The 20,517-nt window shown below is 62.4% G+C and carries 16 protein-coding genes and 1 pseudogene; 8 read left to right on the top strand and 9 right to left on the bottom strand.

What is annotated here, in order from left to right:
• Positions 1–2 precede the first annotated feature (2 nt).
• The 3 genes from AC0L3P_RS07175 to AC0L3P_RS07185 all read right to left on the bottom strand — a co-directional run bounded on the left by AC0L3P_RS07175 (position 3) and on the right by AC0L3P_RS07185 (position 3,809).
• Positions 3–2,258: a xanthine dehydrogenase family protein molybdopterin-binding subunit gene (locus tag AC0L3P_RS07175; protein ID WP_473301423.1), complete on the bottom strand. Its 2,256-nt coding sequence runs from the start codon at positions 2,256–2,258 to the stop codon at positions 3–5.
• 1 nt (position 2,259) lies between these two features.
• Entirely contained in the window at positions 2,260–2,724 is a 465-nt protein-coding gene (locus AC0L3P_RS07180) for a (2Fe-2S)-binding protein (RefSeq protein ID WP_473301424.1), read from the bottom strand.
• A gap of 149 nt (positions 2,725–2,873) precedes the next feature.
• Positions 2,874–3,809 (bottom strand): helix-turn-helix domain-containing protein, encoded by a 936-nt coding sequence (locus AC0L3P_RS07185; protein WP_473301523.1) that lies wholly within the window; start codon positions 3,807–3,809, stop codon positions 2,874–2,876.
• Positions 3,810–4,170: 361 nt separating this feature from the next.
• On the opposite strand from AC0L3P_RS07185, the gene AC0L3P_RS07190 reads away from it, so the two are divergent.
• The 5 genes and pseudogenes from AC0L3P_RS07190 to dusA all read left to right on the top strand — a co-directional run bounded on the left by AC0L3P_RS07190 (position 4,171) and on the right by dusA (position 11,065).
• Entirely contained in the window at positions 4,171–5,181 is a 1,011-nt protein-coding gene (locus AC0L3P_RS07190; RefSeq protein WP_473301425.1) for an aldo/keto reductase, read from the top strand.
• 91 nt (positions 5,182–5,272) lie between these two features.
• Positions 5,273–6,124 carry a VOC family protein gene (locus tag AC0L3P_RS07195; RefSeq protein WP_473301426.1) on the top strand — a complete coding sequence of 284 codons (852 nt, stop codon included), beginning with the start codon at positions 5,273–5,275 and terminating at the stop codon, positions 6,122–6,124.
• A gap of 255 nt (positions 6,125–6,379) precedes the next feature.
• Positions 6,380–6,640, top strand: a pseudogene (locus AC0L3P_RS07200) (putative quinol monooxygenase); the annotation flags it as partial.
• Between the two features lie 210 nt (positions 6,641–6,850).
• On the top strand, positions 6,851–9,730 hold the full coding sequence (locus tag AC0L3P_RS07205; RefSeq protein WP_473301427.1) for an ATP-binding protein: 2,880 nt from the start codon (positions 6,851–6,853) through the stop codon (positions 9,728–9,730).
• Positions 9,731–10,069: 339 nt separating this feature from the next.
• On the top strand, positions 10,070–11,065 hold the full coding sequence (gene dusA, locus AC0L3P_RS07210) for a tRNA dihydrouridine(20/20a) synthase DusA (protein ID WP_473301428.1): 996 nt from the start codon (positions 10,070–10,072) through the stop codon (positions 11,063–11,065).
• Positions 11,066–11,098: 33 nt separating this feature from the next.
• On the opposite strand, the gene AC0L3P_RS07215 is transcribed toward dusA, so the two are convergent.
• The 5 genes from AC0L3P_RS07215 to AC0L3P_RS07235 form a co-directional block, all read right to left on the bottom strand.
• Entirely contained in the window at positions 11,099–11,653 is a 555-nt protein-coding gene (locus AC0L3P_RS07215; RefSeq protein ID WP_275167471.1) for a TIGR02281 family clan AA aspartic protease, read from the bottom strand.
• 28 nt (positions 11,654–11,681) lie between these two features.
• On the bottom strand, positions 11,682–11,885 hold the full coding sequence (locus AC0L3P_RS07220; RefSeq protein ID WP_027569396.1) for a DUF1289 domain-containing protein: 204 nt from the start codon (positions 11,883–11,885) through the stop codon (positions 11,682–11,684).
• A 44-nt stretch (positions 11,886–11,929) separates the two neighbouring features.
• Complete coding sequence (locus tag AC0L3P_RS07225; protein ID WP_275167470.1) at positions 11,930–13,525, bottom strand: sensor histidine kinase; 1,596 nt, start codon at positions 13,523–13,525, stop codon at positions 11,930–11,932.
• A gap of 137 nt (positions 13,526–13,662) precedes the next feature.
• Positions 13,663–14,940, bottom strand: a complete 1,278-nt coding sequence (nhaD, locus tag AC0L3P_RS07230; RefSeq protein WP_354055702.1) for a sodium:proton antiporter NhaD — start codon at positions 14,938–14,940, stop codon at positions 13,663–13,665.
• A 22-nt stretch (positions 14,941–14,962) separates the two neighbouring features.
• Positions 14,963–15,835 (bottom strand): NAD(P)-dependent oxidoreductase, encoded by an 873-nt coding sequence (locus AC0L3P_RS07235; protein ID WP_473301429.1) that lies wholly within the window; start codon positions 15,833–15,835, stop codon positions 14,963–14,965.
• Between the two features lie 182 nt (positions 15,836–16,017).
• On the opposite strand from AC0L3P_RS07235, the gene AC0L3P_RS07240 reads away from it, so the two are divergent.
• The 3 genes from AC0L3P_RS07240 to AC0L3P_RS07250 all read left to right on the top strand — a co-directional run bounded on the left by AC0L3P_RS07240 (position 16,018) and on the right by AC0L3P_RS07250 (position 18,953).
• A complete protein-coding gene (locus tag AC0L3P_RS07240; RefSeq protein ID WP_275167467.1) occupies positions 16,018–16,455 on the top strand; it encodes a VOC family protein in 438 nt (145 codons plus the stop codon).
• A gap of 53 nt (positions 16,456–16,508) precedes the next feature.
• Positions 16,509–17,651 carry an Mrp/NBP35 family ATP-binding protein gene (locus tag AC0L3P_RS07245; protein WP_473301430.1) on the top strand — a complete coding sequence of 381 codons (1,143 nt, stop codon included), beginning with the start codon at positions 16,509–16,511 and terminating at the stop codon, positions 17,649–17,651.
• Between the two features lie 210 nt (positions 17,652–17,861).
• Complete coding sequence (locus tag AC0L3P_RS07250) at positions 17,862–18,953, top strand: TRAP transporter substrate-binding protein (RefSeq protein ID WP_027517246.1); 1,092 nt, start codon at positions 17,862–17,864, stop codon at positions 18,951–18,953.
• A 433-nt stretch (positions 18,954–19,386) separates the two neighbouring features.
• Here AC0L3P_RS07250 and AC0L3P_RS07255 read toward each other — a convergent pair whose 3' ends face one another.
• A complete protein-coding gene (locus AC0L3P_RS07255; RefSeq protein WP_473301431.1) occupies positions 19,387–20,400 on the bottom strand; it encodes an alpha/beta fold hydrolase in 1,014 nt (337 codons plus the stop codon).
• Positions 20,401–20,517 lie beyond the last annotated feature (117 nt).

The following is a 20,517-nucleotide window of genomic DNA, read 5'->3' on the forward strand; positions in this document are numbered from 1 at the left end:
CCTCACACGAAATCAATAAACTTGTTGAACGGCATTTCGCGGATGCGCTTGCCTGTCGCTGCGAATATCGCATTGGCGAGCGCGGGCGCGGCCGGAGGAACGGGAGGCTCGCCGATACCGCGTACTTTCGGGTCGTTCTCGAGTGCGCGGACTTCGATGACCGGACATTGATAGATTCGCATCGCTTCGTGGTGGTTGTAGTTGGTTTGCTGGACCGCGCCCTTGGCGTAGGTGAGCTGGCAGTTCATGGCATGGCCGAGTCCCCAGACCACACCTCCCTGCACCTGGCTTTCCAGATTCACGGGATCGACGACCTTGCCGACATCGACGGCGACCCAGACTTTGTCGATCCTGACGCCTCGGTCGGTCATTGTGATCTCGATGACCTCGGCCGTGGGTGTCCCGAAGGATTCCACGAACGCGACGCCTCGCCCCTTGCCGTTGCCGAGAGGCCCGTTCCAGTTTGACATCTCCGCAACCGTCTCCAGCACCTTGCGGTAGGTTGGAACGGAACACATCGCGATGCGCGCCTTCAACGGATCAAGCCCCGCCGCATGGATCAGCTCGTCGATGAAGCTCTCGGTAAAAAAGCCGGCCGTCGAGGCTCCGACCGATCGCCATGTGGTGCTTGGCGACAGCCCTTGCGCTTCATAGCTCGTGGCTCGGAAATGGGGCAGGTCGTAATAGACATTCCACAGACCGGCGGCTAACTGCGGGTCGGGGTCCTTCGACGGCGCTCCCATCCGTTCGAGCAACCCTTTCAGCGGAGCCGTCGATGCCAATTGCAGATCGGCCGCGACGATCTTCCCCTTGTCGACACTGCCTCTGTGGCGGGCGATTGCAATCTGCCTCGGGATGTCCTGCAGGAAGTCCTGCTCGCGCGAAAAGACCAGCTTGATCGGCGTTCCCCGCATCTGATTGGCGATCTCGGCCAGGACGCGGATATTCTCGAATTCCAGACGGTGACCGAAGCTTCCACCGGTCCACTGATTGTGGAACGTCACCTGTTCCGGCTTGAGGCCGATGGCAGCTGCCGCGATGCTTTGGACGGCCTGAGGACTCTGATGGCCGACCCAGATTTCCATGCCGGAATCGGAGACAATGGCGAGCCCATTGAGTGGCTCCAGAGGCTGATGCCCGACATAAGGCGCGCGATACTCGGCTTTGACGAGCGTGCCCTGTTTCAGCCCAGCCTCTATGTCCCCAACTTTCCGCCATTCCTTGCCCAGGAATTGCGGTTTGAACGATCCTTCAAGGACCTTCCAATGGCCAGCCTGTTCGGCAGGGTAGGTCGAGGGCGCCCACACGCATTGGATCGCATCGACCGCCTTCATGGCGTACCAGCTGTTGGTTGCGATCACAGCGACGCCGTTCTTCAATTTAAGGATCTTCTTGACCCCCGGCATCGACTGCGCCTTGCCTGCCTCGTAAGATTTCAGCGGCTGGCCCTTGTTGGGGTTCAATTTGACGGCGGCATACATCATGCCGGCCATCTTCTTGTCGATACCGAACTTCAGCTCGCCCATGACCTTCGATCGGACGTCGAGGCGCATCATCGGCTTGCCGACCATTCGCCATTTCGACGGATCACGCGGCTTCGCATCGAGCACCGGCGCGATCCGGGCGGCTTCCGCTGCAAGTTCCACGTAGGGAATCTTGGTGCCGTTGGGCAGGATGACGTGGCCAGACTGCGTGCTGATGTCGGCCAGCGCGACACCGGAACGCTTGGCCGCTGCAGCCTTGAGCGTTTCGCGCGCGACCGCGCCGGCGATACGCAACTTTTCGTAGGTGTCCGGAATCGAGCTTGACCCGCCAGTCATTTGCAGGCCCGACTTTCGCAAAGCTTCGAGCGCATCGGCACGCGCGGCCTCCGCCGCCGGGCTATGGTCCGCCGACAGGAACGGCGCATTCTCATTGGCAAACCCGGTGTTGAAGTAAGCGGGACTCGGTCCGGCAAAGCGGACCTCGAATTGCCCAGGGTCGAGGTCCATTTCTTCTGCAATCAGGATCGGCTGCGCCGAGCCGACGCCCTGACCAATATCAGCGTGTTGGGCAATGAGCGTTATCTTGTCCGGGCTGATCTCGACCCAGGGATTGAAGGTGACTGAGTTCGGCCCGAGTTCTGCGGCCAGGGGATTGCCGTTCGTTGCCGTAGCAGCCATGGCCGCATCGCCGTAGGAGCCGAAAGCTATTCCGCCCGCTATCGCGGCGGAGCCGAAAACGAAAGCGCGACGGGAAATATTCTTGATGTCCTCCATCTCACTTCTCCGCCATTTTCTTTGCGGCAGCCGCGTGGATCGCAGCGCGGATACGCGGGTAGGTGCCGCACCGGCACAGATTGCCGGACATCACCTGGTCGATAAGCTCGTCCGTCGGCTTGGAAGCGCGTTCAAGCAACGAGATGGCCTGCATGATCTGGCCGGTCTGGCAGTAGCCGCATTGTGGGACCTGATGGTCGATCCAAGCTTGAAGAACCGGATTCTGATCCCTGTTCTCCAATCCTTCGATCGTGACCACCGACTTGCCCGCGACTTCGCCGATGCGGGACTGACAGGATCGAACGGCCTTTCCATCAATATGCACAGTGCAGGCGCCGCATTGTGCGACACCGCAACCGTACTTCGGGCTTGTAATGCCGAGTTCGTCGCGCAACACCCAGAGCAGGGGCATTTCGGGTACGACGTCAACCTGGCGCTTGATCCCATTGACCGTGAGTTCGATCATGTCGCTACGTCCTTGGCGGATTGTTGATGCGGTCGTGTTGGATCTGGTGTCCTGACATCTTGCTTCCCTCTTGCGATCGGGACATCCATTTGTTCGCCCCAACAGCACTGTCTCATGCGTGCCGAGCGGTATTGCCCAATCCTGCGCTTTCATGCGCAATCTCTGCGGAGTCCCGCGACGATGCGATCGGTCCTGACGTCGAGCGGGCCGCAGCACAGCTCGCGGTATTGCCCCGGTGTGAGGGTGGTGGCCTTGCGGAACACGCGCGTAAAATTGGCTTGGGACCCGAAACCGAACTCCAGCGCAATGTCGACCAGCGACGAATGGTTGCGTGCCAGTTCTTGCCGCGCGGCCTGGACGCGTCGTTCGGTCACGTAGCGGTGTGGTGAGAGTCCAGTCGCCTCGCGAAAAAGCCTCGAAAAATGATAGGGACTGAGGCAGGCCTGCGCCGCCAGCTCATCAAGCCTGATGTCAAGGCCGAGCGAGGCCTCGATATGGTCGAGCACGCGTTGGAGCCGTCGCGCATCGAGCGATGGTGATTTCTCGGGCGGCCGCCAGCGGTCGATCGTGTAGTGCGCCAGAAGATGTGCAGCGAGCGCGACCTGGATGCCTTCCACAAACAACGCATCTGTCGGCTGGCGCGGACGATGGAGCAGATCACGCAAGGGCGAGCAGACGTGGAAGAGAACCTGGTCGGGCAGGCCGTGGGCATAGGCGATCTCGACCTTCGCCGGATCGATATCGAAGTCGGCGAGGGCACTTTGGTCCAGCAGCGCCGGCGGAAGGTAGAGATGGAGACATTCGATCCGGTCCGAAAGCTCGAGATGGCTCTCCTGCGTACCCGCCGGTGCGAGGTAGCTCATGCCCGGCCGGGCAAGGCTCTTCTGGACTTCGCCATTGCCGATCCGGTGGACCATCCCGCCGCCTGACAGCAGCATGACGAGCTCGGTGCAAATGGGGGCGGGGGTTGCTTGGTGGCCCGCCTCGAATTTCCGGTGTTCAATGCTCAGCGCAGGCCACTCGCTGGTCTTCGCGAGCTTCTCGCTGTTCTGATATTTTTGATCTCCATGCGTGACGAACGCCATCATGACCTCCGTCCCGGCCCCGTACGCGAGCGAGCGATGATTTCATCCAGCGGACAGTCGCAGTCTCGTTCGCTGCCCGCTCAGGGATTTCTCACAAACCGCCGCACGCGTGTCCAGAGGCGGGGCGGTTAAAAGAGGTAAAAGGCAAGCAGAGCAGGGGCTTCGGCGATGCGCCCGCCAGTTTCGAAAGCTGATCTCGCGCCGGATGAGCAAGATGCGTCCGTCATCTCGCAAGAATCGGAAATACCACAATGGGCCCGCAATCTAGTGATGGCTCATCTAACTGCGATTGCTGCAGTCGACGTTCTCCCGATCATCCCTCGACGGATGGCTTCGCCTGCCACAACGAAGGACATGCGATATGGCCCTTAGGGATATTCTGTCCAGCAGGCTCGGCTTCGGCGCGGCGCCACTCGGCAACATGTTTCGCGACATTCCGGAGCAGGAAGCGCTCGCGACGGTGAACGCGGCCTGGGACGATGGCATCCATTATTTCGACACTGCCCCCTTTTACGGCGCAGGTCTCGCAGAAATCCGCATGGGCGCTGCCCTGGCCGCCAAGCCGCGCGGGGAATACGTGATCAGCACCAAGGTCGGTCGTCTGATTCAGGACGAGATCGAGGATGTCGGTGCCCGCGACCTCGGCGAGAAGGGCGGCGTCTTCAGATATGGACGCCCCAACAAGATTGTGAATGACTACTCACGCGATGCCACGTTGCGCTCGATCGACTTCAGCCTGAAGCGGCTAGGCACCGACCGTATCGATATCGTTTTCGTGCATGACGTCGCGCAGGATTTCTACGGCGACGAGTGGCTGTCGGTCTTCGAAGATGCGCGCAAGGGCGCCTTCAAGGCGCTTGACCGGCTCCGCGACGAGGGTGTGATCAAGGGATGGGGGCTCGGCGTCAACCGCGTTGAACCGATCGAATTGCTGCTTGGGCTGGAAGGCCCGCGTCCTGACGGTTTTCTTCTCGCGGGCCGTTACACGCTCCTCGACCACGCACGGGCGCTTCAGAGGGTGATGCCGATGGTCGCAGAGCACGAGCTCGCAATCGTCGTCGGTGGTCCCTACAGTTCCGGGGCACTCGTCGGCGGACCGAATTTCGAGTATGCGCCGGCAACTCCCGAGATCCTCGGCAAAGTGACGCGGATCAAGGCGATCGCTGACCGCTACGGCATCAGCATGAAAGCAGCGGGCTTGCAGTTTGCGCTGGCGAATCCGGTGGTTCAGGCCGTCATTCCGGGCGCGAGCCGTCCGAGCCGCATCGCTGAGGATCGCGCAGCTCTCCTCGAATCCATCCCTGCCGATTTCTGGCACGAACTCCGTTCGGCAGGTCTGGTCAATCCCGCCGCGCCGCTTCCCGCCGATTGAACGGCGCAATCGGCGCTCCGACTTTTCGGCTCGGCTGCGCGTCGACCGACAGGAACTGCTCGTGAATCAAACAACGGCCAAGGAGACAGACATGACGGACAATCGGGACAACGCGACTGGAACGGGGCGCCGTAGCGTGCTTCGAGCGGTCGGTGCTGCCGTGGTGACCGGTGTTGCCGCCAGCACGCGCCCCGCCGCAGTCGCCGCAGCTCAGGGCACGGATGCAATGTCGGCTGTCGAACGCAACCAGGCGCCGCTTGGCGCGCGACTCCAGGGTGTCCAGCACTTCGGACTTACGGTGCAGAACATGGAGCGAGCCTATCAGTTCTATACTGAAGTACTGGGCGGTACCGAAGTTTTCCGTCACGGCGATTTCAAAGGTGACGGAGTGCAGAACACCCTGCTGGCCGACCAGGAGATTGAGGCGAACGCTCGTGGGGTCAATCCCCGTATCATCGGGGTCCCCGATTTGCGGAGCGGCGCGCAGCGGCTGGATGTCCGCTTCATTCAATTCGACAACATGGTGCTTGAGCTGCTGCAATATCGCGAGTCCGATCAGCCGATGGGCACTTCGAAGAGCTTTGCCGAACCGGTGGAGCACATGAGTCCCGCGTTTCCGCGCATGATGCATATCTGCTTCTATGTTCGCGACGATGTCGATTTCAACAAGTTCATCACCGACCTCGAAGCCGAATCCGCTCGCCGCGGCATGGCGCAGGTGAGGGCAAACCGGACGGTCCGGGTCACGACCGAGGCGGAAAGAAAAGCCGCGCCGCAGAGCGCCAATACGAATCGGGTCACCGAAGAGCCCTCGAACGGCTGGGAATTGATCTATTGCAAGGGCCCGGAAGGCGAGCAGCTTGAATTCGTCAAGGCGCTGGGCCCGGTGAAGAAGCGATTCAGCGAAGCCCTCGCGAAACGGCAGCAGGCGATCACACGCTGATCCACAGATCACGGGCGACGGACATCCGATCTCCAGCCGGTTGCCCGCTTGGCCCTGCGAAGCGTTCGTGACTGACAATTCGAGGTACTCATGATGCCAATTCTCGTCCGTAACTCGCTTGCCGCCCTGCTGTTCGCCGTTTCGATCATCGGAGCGGCGTCTTAGGCGGTCGCCGAAGAAGCGCCGCGCGTCCGCTACCAGGAAATTCCGGAAGGCGCCTATTCGGTGGTGGCGCAGGTGTGAGCCAAGCCGAGTAAGGAAGATGCGCTGCGCGCAGCCACGTTGCCGCTCATTGCCAAGGTTTGCGCCGATCCCAGGAATCTGGTCTATTTTCTCGCGGAAGACCGGGCAAAGCCAGGCCACTTCATCTTCTACGAGGTTTTCGCCAGCCAGGCTGATTTCGACGCGCATAATGCCATGCCCTATGTCCAGGAATGGTTTGCCAAGCTGCCCGAGCTTGCTGAGAGCGGCGTCGAAGTCATGCACATGGCAATCCTTGCCACGCTGGAAAAATAGCCGGATTCCGATCGAGCACTCAATCGGCGGCTCGCATGTGAACAAGCAATATCTGAGCGGGTGCACCGGCCGCTGGATACGCAATCTGCGCTATGACGTTCCTGCGGCAAATTGCTCTTCGCAATCGTGCTAATTCGGAAGCGCGCTATTCAACCTCTTCGCAATGCATGATAATTCCGCTTGATCCATTAGATCGAACGGCAAGTATCGATGTTGGCTGTCACGGAGACACGACAACGGAGCGGGCGCCCGCAGGAATCGGCGTTCTCTTTCGGCCCATTTCGACTGATTCCTCGGCGCCAGTTGCTGCTTCTGGATGGGCGCCCGGTGAAGTTGGGAGGGCGTGCATTCGAGCTCCTGCACCTGCTGGTGCAGCGCTCTGGTGACCTCGTCAGCAAGAATGAGTTGATGGCGGCGGCTTGGCCGGGCACGTTCCTCCACGACAGCAACCTCAAGGTCAACATGTGGAGCTTGCGGCGTTCGCTGGGCGATACGCAGATCGAGCCTGTGTATATCGCGACGGTCGCCCGTCGAGGCTATAGGTTCATCGCCGATGTGCAGGCCATTGCCACCGACATCACCGACGATCCGGCGCCCGCTGATCCCGTCGTCCCGTCACGGCCGCCTTCCTTGCGTGGCATCGTTGGCCGCGAGTCGGACATGGCGGAGATAGCCGAACTGTTGGCCCGCAAGAGGCATGTCACCCTTGTTGGGCCCGGTGGCGTCGGCAAGACGACACTTGCCGTCGCCGTGGCGCAAGTCTTCGCCCCCCAATGCCGCGATGGCACGTGCCTCGTCGATCTCACCACAATTTCCGATCCGATGCTTTTCGGCCCCGCGCTGGTGACGGCGCTTGGGATCCGGGGCAACTCGGACAACAGCCTGGCCGTCGTGCTGGAGTATCTTAGGTCGCGCCAGATGCTGATCATCCTCGACAACTGTGAGCACGTGCTGCCTGCGGCGACCATCTTCGCCGGGAGCTTCGCGGAAGACACGTCGCCGTCGGTTCTGCTCGCGACGAGCCGGGAGGCGCTTGGTACCGCGACCGAGCATGTCGTGCGGCTTGGCTCGCTTGCCGCGCCCAGAGTGGGCGAGACCACAACAGCTGTGCAGGCGCTGAAATTCCCGGCGGTGCAATTGTTCGTTTGCCGTGCGGCCGAATGGTCGGACTACCAGTTTAAGGACGAGGATTGCGAGGCCATTGTTTCGATATGCCATGCGCTCGATGGCCTTCCTCTGGCTATCGAGCTGGCGGCGGCCCAGATCGGCACATTCGCTCCTCTCGAATTGGTGGCGGCGATGGACGGGAACCTGGGTTTTCGTGCAGCAGGCGCCGAAGTCACGCCTCCGCGTCATGAAACCCTCATGGCGACGATCGACTGGAGCTTCAGGCTCCTGTCGCACAAGGAGGCAAAGCTGTTTGCCTTGCTGTCCGTGTTCAACGATGCGTTCGAATCCGAAGATGCGGCTTTTGTCGCTGAGGGCGCCGGGCTGAACCCGGTTGACGTCGCGACCGGGCTCGGCAGTCTTGTCGCCAAATCCCTTCTGAGCGCAGAGTCCGACGGGCCGAGCTTGCGCTATCGACTGCTCGACAGCACGCGGCGATATGCAGCCGAGCGGCGGGAGAGCGATCGTGCTTGCCATAAGGCGCTACGCCACCATGCGGAACGCGTCCTGGCGCTGTTCGAACAGTCTGAAGATGAATGGAACTGGCGCGAGCCGGCTGATTGGACGAATCGCTATCTCGGCCGCATCGCCGATCTGAGGGCTGCGCTGTCGTGGGCATTTGGCAAGCATGGCGATCCTATCCTCGGAATCAGACTGACGGTCGCCGGGATCACTTTGTGGTCGGAGACCTCGATCCTGTCGGAGGCTCAAGCGCGGCTGGAAACGGCGCTTGCTCTGGCCAGGACCGTCGAATGCGATGATCTGCTGCGGGCAAAACTTGCCTGTGCGCTCGGATGGAGCCTGTTCTACGCCCGTAAATTGTCGAACGAGAACGAAGTTGCCTGGCTCGATGCGATCGAATTTGCAAGGCGCGCGCGGGATGGCGAATATCAGCAGCGCGCGCTGGTGGGGTTTGCATTTTATCTGCTTCAGATCGGACATGTCCCGCGTGCCATAACCTATCTCGAGGAGGCCACCGAGCTCGCTGAGCGCGACCGCGACCTGACGGCAACGTCCGAAGCCGATCGGGCACTTGCCTGGGCTCGAGCCTTCGCCGGCGAGTTGAGCCGAAGTCGCCCGGTTCTCGATCGCCTCGCTGCGACCTATTCGCTGGCCGATAGCCGTTCGCGCAAGGATGCGAACGAGGTCTATCGCTACATCACGGTCCGCTTCAATTTGCCGTTCGTCGTCTGGATGCAGGGACAGCCGGACTACGCGTCCAGACTGGCCAGCGACGCGGTCGAGGCCGCAGGCCGCAGTGGCCAATGGGTGTCCCAGTCGAATGCGCTCGGCCTTGCTGCGCTACCGGTGTCGCTCGAAACGGGAAATCTGGAGGCCCTTGAAAGCTATACGGAAAGGATGCGCGCCAATCTCGAGCGGGAGCGCATCTCGCGCTGGGTCCCGGTCGAGCGCTACTTCTCCGCGTGCCTTCGCGACCTGCGCGGCGACCCGCGCGCGGTGGAGGACATCCGAGCGGCGATCGACGAACTCATCGAATGCCGCTTTCTCATGCGAATTGGCAGCTATCTCGCGGTCCTCGCCCGCGCGCTGCTGAGACAGGGACGTATCGACGAAGCGCGCGCAGCCATTACCCGGGCTCTCGCGCATCAGGACCGCCAGGGCGAACGCTGGTGCCGGTCGGAGTTGCTGCGGATCGATGCATCGGTGATGCTTCGCGCAGGTGAGGCTCCGCTGGCTGAAAAGCGGCTGCAGGAGGCTCTCGCCGAAGCGCGGTCCATCGGCGCCCTGACGTTCCAGTTGCGTATCGGCACCGATCTTGCGAGGCACTGGATCGCACTTGGCCGCAGGCGCAAGGCTGCCCAGTTGCTCGGGCCGATCTATGAAGAGTTCAGCGAGGGCTTCGGATCAAAAGACCTCATTGAGGCTTGGGAACTTTTGCGCCGAGCGCGAGCGAAAAATTAGTGCTGCGAGCAGCATGCTGAATGACGGCTTGACGGTCGAATATAGCGGGCCGCCGGTGGCGAACGGAACGGCTTGGCCCCTTTGGCGAACTCGCCGATCGAGGGCTTTGCGGCGGTCGATGTTGCGCTCCATGTCGAGCGCCCAATCTTCACCGTCCTTGCGACGGCGGAAGGTCTCTGACACATAGCGGCTCTGCGACGGACCTGGACGCGCCAGTTCCTAATTCGTGGACGCGACGTGTGCACCGAGAGGCCAAAACGGGTACAAACGTGTGCAATTTCGGCTAGTTTGGAGTGCACGGGTTGGTGCTTCATCCTATTGAGACGATGAGGTAAATCATTGAAAGCGCAAAGCTATCGCTTTTCCGTGGCCCCCATGATGGATTGGACCGACCGGCATTGCCGGGTGTTCCACCGTCACCTGACGAAGCGGGCGCTGCTCTATACGGAGATGCTGACCACTGGTGCCATTATTCATGGTGACCGGGGGCGGCTGCTTGGGTTCGACCTGGTCGAGCACCCGGTCGCGCTTCAGCTCGGCGGGTCGGATCCGCGCGAGCTGGCGCTGGCGGCGCGGATCGGCGAGGAGTTCGGTTATGACGAGATCAACCTCAATGTCGGCTGCCCCTCCGACCGCGTGAAGGACGGCCGTTTTGGCGCTTGCCTCATGGCAGAGCCTGATCTCGTGGCGAGGTGCGTCGAGGCGATGAAGGGTGCGGTTGCCGTGCCCGTCACCGTGAAGTGCCGCATCGGCATCGACGACCAGGATCCGGAAGTCGCGCTCGACAAGCTTGCGCGCGCGGTCGTCGCCTCCGGCTGCGATGCGCTAATCGTGCATGCCCGGAAAGCATGGCTCAGCGGTTTGTCGCCGAAAGAGAATCGCGACATCCCGCCGCTCGACTATGATCGCGTCTATCGCCTCAAGCGCGCGATGCCCGATGTGCCTGTCATCATCAACGGCGGCATCCCCGGTGTCGACGAGGCCAAAGCACATCTCGATCACGTTGACGGTGCGATGCTCGGACGGGCCGCCTATCAAGAGCCGTGGCGGCTGCTCTCGGTCGATACCGACATTTTCGGCGAGGCGGCGCCGCATGCCTCGATGCAGGATGCGATCGAGGCGATGATGCCCTATATCGAGCAGCAGCTCGCGCGCGGCACGAGGCTGCACTCCATGATGAGGCATTTCGTCGGTGCATTCCACGCCGTGCCCGGTGCACGCGCCTTCCGCCGACATCTTGCTGAGCAGGGTGTGAAGCCCGGCGCCGGCCTCGAGGTGCTGCGCGATGCGATTGCGCGTGTCGGTGCCCGCGCGCCGGCGGAGGCGGCGGCCTAGCCGTAGTCGCACGAAGAGCCGGTTTGCAAAAGTCTAGTCGACTGCCAGGCGCGAGCGGCGGTGACTGGTCTGGAGCTCCGGATAACCGGTGAGCATCAGCTTGTCGGCACGCACGCCCCAGCTCTCCAGGCGATCGAGGAAGCTCATGCCGAGCAAGTTGGTCTTCATCTGACCGCGCGGCACGACGAGGGCGGGGACCGATTTCTCGACGAGGTGGCCGACCGAGAGGCGGTCGATCGTGAGGCGAGCCGCCTTGGTGCGACCGCCCGCGGTTTCGAGATCGACGTCGTATTCGAGCATCTCGAGCGGCAGCCCGATCGCTTTCGCAGTCTCCCAGGTCAGCACCACCGAAGTCGCGCCGGTGTCGATGACCATCGGTGCGGCCACGCCATTGATCTTCGCACGCAGCGCGAATTCGCCGCCTTGGCCGCGCTGAATCTGCACCGCGGGGGCGGGCGCTGCGGTCTGCGTGCGAAAGATATGCGAGACCTTGCTGCTCGCGCGCGCGATCTGGTCGGAATCGCCATAGGCGACGACGGCACCGGCCGTGCAGGCGAGCATGATGAGAACGAGCAGGAACCGGATCATGGCGCACCTCCCGATGCGCTCAGGCCGGTCAGGTGCGTTCCGGCGATCCCGCGATGGGCGCAAGTCCAGCCTGATTCATGCGCGCCGGCAACAGCGCCATGACCGCGAGCCGTTCCGCGCTCTCCATGGCGTGCCAGCGCGCGATCTCCGGCAATGTACGTCCGCAGCCGAAGCACAGCCTGGTCTTGGGATCGATCATGCAGACGGCCACGCACGGCGTTTCTTTGCTCATTCGGACATAGTGGCGGATGGTCGGGCATGTCTGCAAGCATCTCGTTACGAGCCCGTACCTGCGCTCATGATCGGCTTGCGACGGGGCCGGCGCTTCTCGTCCGCTACCGCGGAACTCTCGGGTTGGAGCGGCGGAGAATCATCCGACATCGGCGCCAGCGCGCTCATCACGCGCTCGGGCGGGAAGGTGACGATCACTTCGGTGCCGATGCGCAGCTTCGATTTCAGCGTGAACGTACCGCCATGCAGGTCGATCAGATTCTTGGCGATCGGCAGGCCGAGACCGGCGCCCTGTTCGGCCGATTTGATCGAGTTGGAGCCTTGGCCGAACGAGGCCAGCACGACCGGGATCTCGTCTTCGGGGATTCCGGAGCCGGTATCCTTCACCGAGAGATATTGTCCGCCTGAGGCCGTCCAGCCCGCCTTGAGCCAGATCTCGCCGCCTTGTGGGGTAAACTTGATCGAGTTGGAGAGCAGATTGAGCACGACCTGGCGGATCGCGCGCTCGTCGGCCCACAGCCGCGGCATCGCCTGCTCGAACACCTCGTGGATGGTGATGCCGCGGCTCGAGGCGCGCAGCTTCATCAGATGATGGCAGTCGGCGACGATGCCGACCAGCGAGACCGCTTCCTCATTGAGCTCGTAGCGGCCGGCCTCGATCCGCGACAGATCGAGGATCTCGTTGATGAGGTTGAGCAGGTGGACGCCGGAATTGTGGATGTCGGCCGAGTACTCCTTGTAGACCGGCACGGCATGCGCGCCGAAAATCTCGCTCTTCATCACCTCGGAGAAGCCGAGGATCGCGTTGAGCGGCGTGCGCAGTTCGTGGCTCATCTGCGCCAGAAAGCGCGACTTCGCGACATTGGCGGATTCGGCGCGGTGGCGCGCTTCGTCCGAGATCGCCTTGGCTTGTTCGAGCTCGCCGATCAGCGCGTCCTTCTCGGCCCGCGCCTCGAGCGTGGCGAAGGTCGAAGAATGCAGGCGGTGAGCCAGCAGCACGAAATAGCCTTCGGCGGCGACGGCGAGCGCGGCCAGGATGTAATTGTCCAGCGAGCCGGTCATCACGAAGCTCAGCGCCATCGCGACCGCGACCGGCGCGGTGGCGGCAAGGGCGGCGATCGGCAGATTGGCGGCCAGCATGCTCGATACTGCGATCACCAGCAGCATCAGGAACATCATCAGCGATTCCGTGATCATGTCGAGCACGGGATGGATCAGGATCGCCATCCAGCAAAGGCCATAGAGCAGGTCGAGCACGACGAAGCGCGTCTGCCATGTGCGCGTTGCCGCGGGCGAGGCGGGCTCGGCCAGGAAGCGGTGGCAGCTGCGGATCATCGCGGCATGGATGCAAAGCATGCCGGCGGTCCAGGCGGCGGCCGGGATCGGCTGCATCCACAGCCCAAACAGCACGCCCGTCGCGACCACAAGCAGCATTACGACATAGGAGGCCGACAGCCGGGTCTGGGCGTAATGGCGCAGCATCTCGGCGTCGAAAGCCGGCCGGGTTCCACTGGTCGACGTTAACTTGTCGCGCGCCTCGCGCACCCGCTGTGCCGCAGCCCGGCGATGGCTCGCCGACGGCACGCTCACCGGCTCGGCCGGAAGCTGCACAACCTCGGGCTTTTCAGCGGGTTTACTCATCGCACAACAACAATTCCTGCCCGCGCGGGACGGGCCTTCTGCATTGTCTATCTCTGGCAAGAAATCCTTAAGAGGTGACTTAAGGAGCTAAAGAATTACGTTAACCCGGCGTTAATTTTGGATCCGGCGTGAGCCGCTCAATGCAGCGCCGCGTGCTGCGCGATGTACACCACGGCGCCCGCCAGATAGCCGGCGAGCGCGGGAACGGCGATGCGGCGGGCGTACCAGAGGAACTCGATGCGCTCGAGCCCCATGGCCGCGACGCCTGCGGCCGAACCGATGATCAGGATCGAACCGCCGGTGCCGGCGCAATAGGCGATGAACTCCCAGAGGAAGCTGTCGGGTGGATAACGCGCCAGGTCGTACATGCCCATGGTCGCGGCGACCAGCGGCACGTTGTCGATGACGGCGCTGAGCAGCCCGAGCACGATCACGATGATGTCCTGTCGGCCGATCGTGGTGTCCAGCCATTTGGCCACCATAGAGAGCACGCCGGCATGTTCGAGGCTGGCGACCGCGAGCAAAATGCCGAGGAAGAACACGATCGAGCCCATGTCGATCCGTGTCAGCGCATTCGCAAGCGTAAGCGGACCGCGGACATGCTCATCCTTGTTGCGATGAACGATCTCGCCAACCAGCCACACGATGCCGAGCCCGAGCAGGACACCCATGAAGGGCGGCAGGTGCGTGATCGTCTTGAAGGCGGGCACCGCGATCAGTACGCCGAGTCCGAGATAGAACATCACATTCCGCTCGAACGGATCGACACTCTGCAATCCGTCCTCTTTCGGCGGCGGTGCGATGGTCTTGCCCTTGAGCGAAAAGCTGATGAATGCGAGCGGCACCAGCAGGTTGAGCAGCGAGGGCAGGAACACCGCGCCCATGATGTTCACCGGCGAAATCTGTCCGCCGATCCACAGCATGGTCGTGGTGACGTCGCCAATCACGGTCCATGCACCGCCGGCATTTGCGGCGATGACGATGAGTGAGGCAAACAGCAGGCGGTCGTCGCGCTTGGCGATCAACCGCTGGATCAGCGAGACCATGACGATGGTGGTGGTCAGATTGTCGAGAATGGCACTGAGGAAGAAGGTCACGAAGCCAATCAGCCATATCAGACGGACCTGGCTCGTCGTGCTGATGCGGGAAGTGATGACCTCGAAACCGTCATGGGCGTCGATGACCTCGACGATGGTCATCGCGCCAATCAAGAAGAACACGATCTGCGCGGTGGCGGCGACGGACTCGTCAAGCTGACGGCCGACCAGCGTATGGTCTCCCGTCGCGAGCGCATAGATTGTCCAGAGCACGCCTGCGCCGAGTAGCGCAGACGCGCTCTTGTTCACCCCGATAGGATGCTCAAGCGCGATCGCCGCATAGGCGAGGACGAAAATTGCGGCGAGTGCGATCAGCAAGGCAGGATCACTTCATCAGGTGTCAGCGATTGAGGCGCGCGAGCAGGCTCGACGTATCCCAGCGCTTGCCGCCCATCTTCTCGACCTCGGAGTAGAACTGGTCGACCAGCGCGGTCACCGGTAAATTGGCGCCATTGCGGCGGGCTTCGGCGAGCGAGATCGAGAGATCCTTGCGCATCCATTCGACCGCGAAGCCGAAATCGTATTTGTCGTCGTTCATGGTCTTGTAGCGGTTCTCCATCTGCCAGGACTGCGCGGCGCCCTTTGAGATGGTTTCGATCACGGCCGCGACGTCAAGGCCGCTTTTCTTGGCGAAGTGAATACCCTCGGAGAGGCCCTGGACGAGGCCGGCGATGCAGATCTGGTTGACCATTTTGGTCAGCTGGCCGGAGCCTGCCGGCCCGAGCAATTTGCACATCCGCGCATAGGCGCCTGTGATGATCGGCTCGGCGCCGGCATAGGCGTCCTGCGCGCCGCCGCACATCACCGTCAGCACGCCGTTCTCGGCGCCGGCCTGGCCGCCGGACACGGGTGCGTCAATGAACTTGAAGCCGGCCTTGGTGGCGGCCGCATCGAGCTCACGGGCGACCTCGGCGGAAGCGGTGGTGTGGTCGACGAAGGTCGCACCCTTCTTAATGCCGGCAAACGCGCCGTCGGCACCGATCGTGACCGCGCGCAGATCGTTGTCGTTGCCGACGCAGCACATCACGAAATCCTGGCCCTCGGCTGCAGCCTTCGGGGTCGCCGCGGTCTTGCCGCCGAACTTGTCCGCCCACTCCTTCGCCTTGGCCGCGGTGCGGTTATAGACGGTGACCTCATGGCCCCCTTTTTTCACGAGGTGTCCGGCCATGGGGAAGCCCATCACGCCGAGACCGAGGAAAGCGACTTTAGCCATCTGTGGTACCTTGTCCGTAGTTTGGGTTTTACGGTTCTTGCCGGGCGAGGGGCGCCCGGTTCCGCCATTGCGGCAGATCGGGCGCACCATAAACCCTTGAGGCCGGAGGGCAACGGCTTCGTTTGGCCCCCGCCTGTGCTAGGATGGCGGACCTAAGGACTTCAAAAAAAGGGAGCGAAGGCATGGGCGGCGTAAGTGTGGGCGTGCTCGATCATTTCAACATCCGGACCCGGAATCTGGCCGAGACCGTCCGCTTCTATGAGGACGTGCTGGGCCTGGAAAAAGGCGCCCGGCCGAATTTCGCATTCCCCGGCGCCTGGATGTACAGCGAGGGTAAGCCGGTGGTGCACCTCGTCGATATTTCTCCGACTGCCGAGCCACAAAAGCCGGATTCCGGCGTTGTCCACCATGTCGCCTTCGCCAGCCGCGGGTTTGACGGCATGAAGCAGCGGCTGGCCTCAAAGGGGATGACGTTCGACTCCCGCCAGGTGCCCGGCGGCGAACTCTGGCAGATCTTCGTTCACGACCCCAACGGGGTCATGATCGAGCTGAATTACGAGGCGGCGCTGGAGCAGGGCGCGGCGCCCGCCGAGATGGCTGACGATATCGGCAGGCAGTAGCCTTTTGGGCGTTTCCGCTCTAATGGGGCATCTTGAATTCTAGGAGATGCGCTTTGAGCGTGACGCAGCAACAGGTTCTCGACAGCCTCGCCAGGATCAAGTCGCCCCGCGGGGTCGCGCTCACCAATGCCAACGTGCTGAGCGCGATCAGCGCGGCCGACGGCAAGGTGTTCTTCTCGATCAATGTCGATGCCGCCGAGGCGCGCGCCTGGGAATCCGTCCGGGCCGAGGCCGAGGCTGCTGTGCGCGCGATTCCCGGCGTCACCACCGTCATGGTGGCGCTGACCGCCGAGCGCAAGGCCGGCGCGGCGCCACCACCGCCGCCAACTCCCAGCCGCGGCACGCTTGGCGTGCAGCCGGTCCACGCCCACAAGCCGCCGCCACAGGGCGGCGCCCAATCACCGATGGCGCGGCAGTCCGAGATTCCGGGCGTCGCTGCCGTGATCGCGGTCGCCTCGGGCAAGGGCGGGGTCGGCAAGTCCACCACCGCCCTCAATCTTGCGCTGGGCCTGCGCGATCTCGGCCTCAAGGTCGGGCTGCTCGATGCCGACATCTACGGTCCCTCGGTGCCGCGGCTGACGGGCCTTCACGAGAAGCCGGAGCTGGATGGCGAGCGCAAGATGATTCCGCTCAGGCGCTTTGGCTTGGCCATCATGTCGATCGGCTTCCTGGTGGAGGAAGAGACCGCGATGATCTGGCGCGGACCGATGGTGATGTCGGCGGTGACGCAGATGCTGCGCGACGTCGCATGGGGCCAGCTCGACGTCCTCGTCGTGGACATGCCGCCAGGCACCGGTGATGCCCAGCTCACGCTGGCGCAGAACGTCCCCTTGAAGGGCGCCGTGATCGTCTCGACCCCGCAGGACCTGTCCCTGATCGACGCAAGGCGGGGGCTTGCGATGTTCAAGAAGGTCAACGTGCCCGTGCTCGGCATCGTCGAGAACATGAGCTATTTCCAATGCCCGCAATGCGGCACGAAATCCGACATTTTCGGCCATGGCGGCGCGCGCCACGAGGCCCAGAAGCTCGGGGTGCCGTTCCTGGGCGAGATCCCCCTGCACATGGCGATTCGCGCCACCTCGGATGCCGGCACGCCCGTCGTGGACAGCGAACCGGATGGTCCTCATGCGGCGATCTATCGCGCCATTGCGGGACAGGTGCGGGACCAGCTCAAGGGCGTCATCGCCGCCGCCTGAGCGGATCCAAACCAAAATCAATACTTTGGGGACATGCGACTTTCGTAGAGCCCTGTCATGCCAATGTCGCGTTTCGAAAGCGGGGCTTCCGTGTTAAAGGCCCACGGCAGTCAAGCCCCTTCGGTTCGACGCGGGCCAAGAACGCGTCGCCGGAATGAGCGGCAGCAAAGAGGAAGTTAGGGGAAACGCCCCAACAAGGAGAGACTAAAGATGAAGCGTCGTGATTTCCTGAAAGTGTCGGCAGCCGGTGCGGCGGCGACCGCCGCGGTAGCCTCGCCGGCGATCGCGCAGTCCTCGCCCGAGATCAAGTGGCGCCTGACGTCGAGCTTCCCGAAGTCGCTCGACACCATCTATGGCGGTGCCGAGCAGATGGCGAAGTACGTCGCCGAGATGACCGACAACAAGTTTCAGATCCAGGTCTTCCAGGCGGGTGAAATCGTTCCGGGCCTGCAGGCGCTGGATGCGACGCAGAAGGGCACCGTCGAGATGTGCCATACGGTGTCGTATTATTACGTCGGCAAAGACCCGACCTTCGCGATCTTCGCATCGGTGCCTTTCGGCCTGAACGCACGCCAGCAGAATTCCTGGCTGTACCAGGGCGGCGGCAACGAACTCGCCAATGAGTTTTTCAAGAAGTCGAACGTGGTCGGCTTCCCCTGCGGCAACACCGGCACCCAGATGGGCGGCTGGTTCCGCAAGGAGATCAAGACCGTTGCCGACCTCTCGGGCCTCAAGATGCGCATCGGCGGCATCGCCGGTCAGGTGCTCCAGAAGGTCGGCGTGGTGCCGCAGCAGCTCGCCGGCGGCGACATCTATCCGTCGCTCGAAAAGGGCACCATCGACGCCGCCGAATGGGTCGGTCCCTACGATGACGAGAAGCTCGGCTTCGCCAAGGTCGCCAAGTACTACTACTACCCGGGTTTCTGGGAAGGTGGTCCGACCGTTCACGCCTTCGCCAACATCGATAAGTGGAACGAACTGCCGAAGAACTATCAGGCGATCCTCACCAACGCGACCGTCAACACCAACACCTGGATGGCCGCCCGCTACGACATGGTGAACCCCGGCGCCCTGAAGCGTCTGGTCGCCGGCGGAACGCAGCTTCGCCCCTTCACCAACGAAGTTCTGGAAGCCTGTCTCAAGGCGACCAACGAATTGTGGGGCGAGATCTCGGCCAAGAATCCCGACTTCAAGAAGTCGATCGATGCCATGCAGGCCTACCGCTCCGACGAATATCTTTGGTGGCAGGTCGCCGAATACACCTACGACAGCTTCATGATCCGCTCGCGCACCCGCGGCTGATCTTCGAACCAGTCACAAGACGACGCGCCCGGTCTCGTTCGCGAGGCCGGGCTTTTTCTTTGGGGCGACGCGATCGGAAAAGGCGAGGCGGAAGCCGCCGAGCGGCGGTGTCGCCGGGGGCCGGGCGGGGCGTCCAACAAAAAATCTGAAAAACAACCCCATGCACAGTAGACGAGGGGTGAGCGGACAACGCGTTGCGAGTGCAGCCAAACGCTTGATGCGATGGAGCTAATTGGGGGCAGGCCCGAGCATCGCACGGTCGATGGCAACTTCGCATTTTGGGCGCCAAAGCGGGGCAGGCGCGCGTGCTTCAGCGAGACCGTTTGACTCGTCGGGCAAAAACAGTGGCATAAAGGCATTATCGCAAAATCCGAAATTGTTGGCTTGGGTGGCTCCTCGCGCTCGTCAGGCGCCGGAAGTCTCTCGGGGCTGCTTACGCCCGGACCTTCCCGTCCTCGGCAGCAGCTTCGTCGATGGCCGCCATCACCTCAGCGGTTGCGGAATGATGGATCATGTGTCCCGCTCGGTCGATCCGGCGCAATTTGCTCTGCTTGATCTCGCTATGCAGCCTAACCGACTGCTTGATATCGATCAGGCGATCGTCCTGGCCCGCGATAATGATCGTGGGCATCTTGAGTTCTGCATAAGTCTTCGAACCTGAGAATGCGGCGGGGATCAACATCGTCGCTTCGGCCGCTGTGGCCCGCATCTGTGATGGGCGGACCGCCATTTCTTTCGGAAAGCCCGCGAACTTGCTCGGGACCGGGCGGGGGCCAAACAGCTTGCGCAAGATCGCGGGCCACATCATCCGACCGGCTAGCGGGGAAATCGTGGAGCTGATGATGTCCCCGAGCACCGGTATGGCGGACAGCACCGACGCGGCGCTGTCCGAGCGGGGAGTCGGGAAATAATAACCCGACGCCAGCACGAGAGCCTGCACGAACGAAGGATGTCTTGTCGCCAGCGCAACCGCAACCGACGCTCCCCACGAATGGCCAAGGACAATCGCTTGAGAGACGCCGAGCTGATCGAACGCGTTCTTGAACAGGTCCGCTTGGGCCTCCGGGGTCCAGACGACGTGTCGAGGCCGCGAGCTGTGCCCAAAACCGGGACGATCGAACACCAAGACCCTGTAGTTCTCGGCTGCGAGATCAATCAATCCACTCGAGTCGAAATCCTGGACCATGCTGCCATTGCCGTGAAACAAAACCAGCGGCTTGCCCCTGCCGCGTTCCAAATAGTGCAGGCGAACGCCCTCGACGTCGATGAACCGCCCCTGCGGAGGATTATCGCGTTGCGCTTTGTTCGCGAGCCGCCGGTTCATGATTGCGGTAGCCGCAATGAGGGTACCTGCTGCAGCAAACGCGGCGCCGCCCGGATGTCGCGTGATAGCGGTCAAGCAATCGGATAGAAGGGAGCTGGAACGTGTTCGTCGTGCAACCCGCATGTGCATTACCTTAGGTGGTCTGCACGACGCCCCATCAAATGAGAAATGTTGCAGCTGAGTTAAACGGTTCGCCGGGGTGTTCGTTCCTTGGCAGGGTCGATGCGGCGTCGCCGGCGG

The organism is Bradyrhizobium sp. WSM4874, from assembly GCF_055811835.1.

Excerpts from the sequence above, each read along its gene's own strand:
- AC0L3P_RS07175 (WP_473301423.1), bottom strand. The coding sequence starts at position 2,258 with ATGGAGGACATCAAGAATATTTCCCGTCGCGCTTTCGTTTTCGGCTCC.
- AC0L3P_RS07180 (WP_473301424.1), bottom strand. The coding sequence starts at position 2,724 with ATGATCGAACTCACGGTCAATGGGATCAAGCGCCAGGTTGACGTCGTA.
- AC0L3P_RS07185 (WP_473301523.1), bottom strand. The coding sequence starts at position 3,809 with ATGGCGTTCGTCACGCATGGAGATCAAAAATATCAGAACAGCGAGAAG.
- AC0L3P_RS07190 (WP_473301425.1), top strand. The coding sequence starts at position 4,171 with ATGGCCCTTAGGGATATTCTGTCCAGCAGGCTCGGCTTCGGCGCGGCG.
- AC0L3P_RS07195 (WP_473301426.1), top strand. The coding sequence starts at position 5,273 with ATGACGGACAATCGGGACAACGCGACTGGAACGGGGCGCCGTAGCGTG.
- AC0L3P_RS07205 (WP_473301427.1), top strand. The coding sequence starts at position 6,851 with ATGTTGGCTGTCACGGAGACACGACAACGGAGCGGGCGCCCGCAGGAA.
- AC0L3P_RS07215 (WP_275167471.1), bottom strand. The coding sequence starts at position 11,653 with ATGATCCGGTTCCTGCTCGTTCTCATCATGCTCGCCTGCACGGCCGGT.
- AC0L3P_RS07220 (WP_027569396.1), bottom strand. The coding sequence starts at position 11,885 with ATGAGCAAAGAAACGCCGTGCGTGGCCGTCTGCATGATCGATCCCAAG.
- AC0L3P_RS07225 (WP_275167470.1), bottom strand. The coding sequence starts at position 13,525 with ATGAGTAAACCCGCTGAAAAGCCCGAGGTTGTGCAGCTTCCGGCCGAG.
- AC0L3P_RS07235 (WP_473301429.1), bottom strand. The coding sequence starts at position 15,835 with ATGGCTAAAGTCGCTTTCCTCGGTCTCGGCGTGATGGGCTTCCCCATG.
- AC0L3P_RS07240 (WP_275167467.1), top strand. The coding sequence starts at position 16,018 with ATGGGCGGCGTAAGTGTGGGCGTGCTCGATCATTTCAACATCCGGACC.
- AC0L3P_RS07250 (WP_027517246.1), top strand. The coding sequence starts at position 17,862 with ATGAAGCGTCGTGATTTCCTGAAAGTGTCGGCAGCCGGTGCGGCGGCG.
- AC0L3P_RS07255 (WP_473301431.1), bottom strand. The coding sequence starts at position 20,400 with ATGCGGGTTGCACGACGAACACGTTCCAGCTCCCTTCTATCCGATTGC.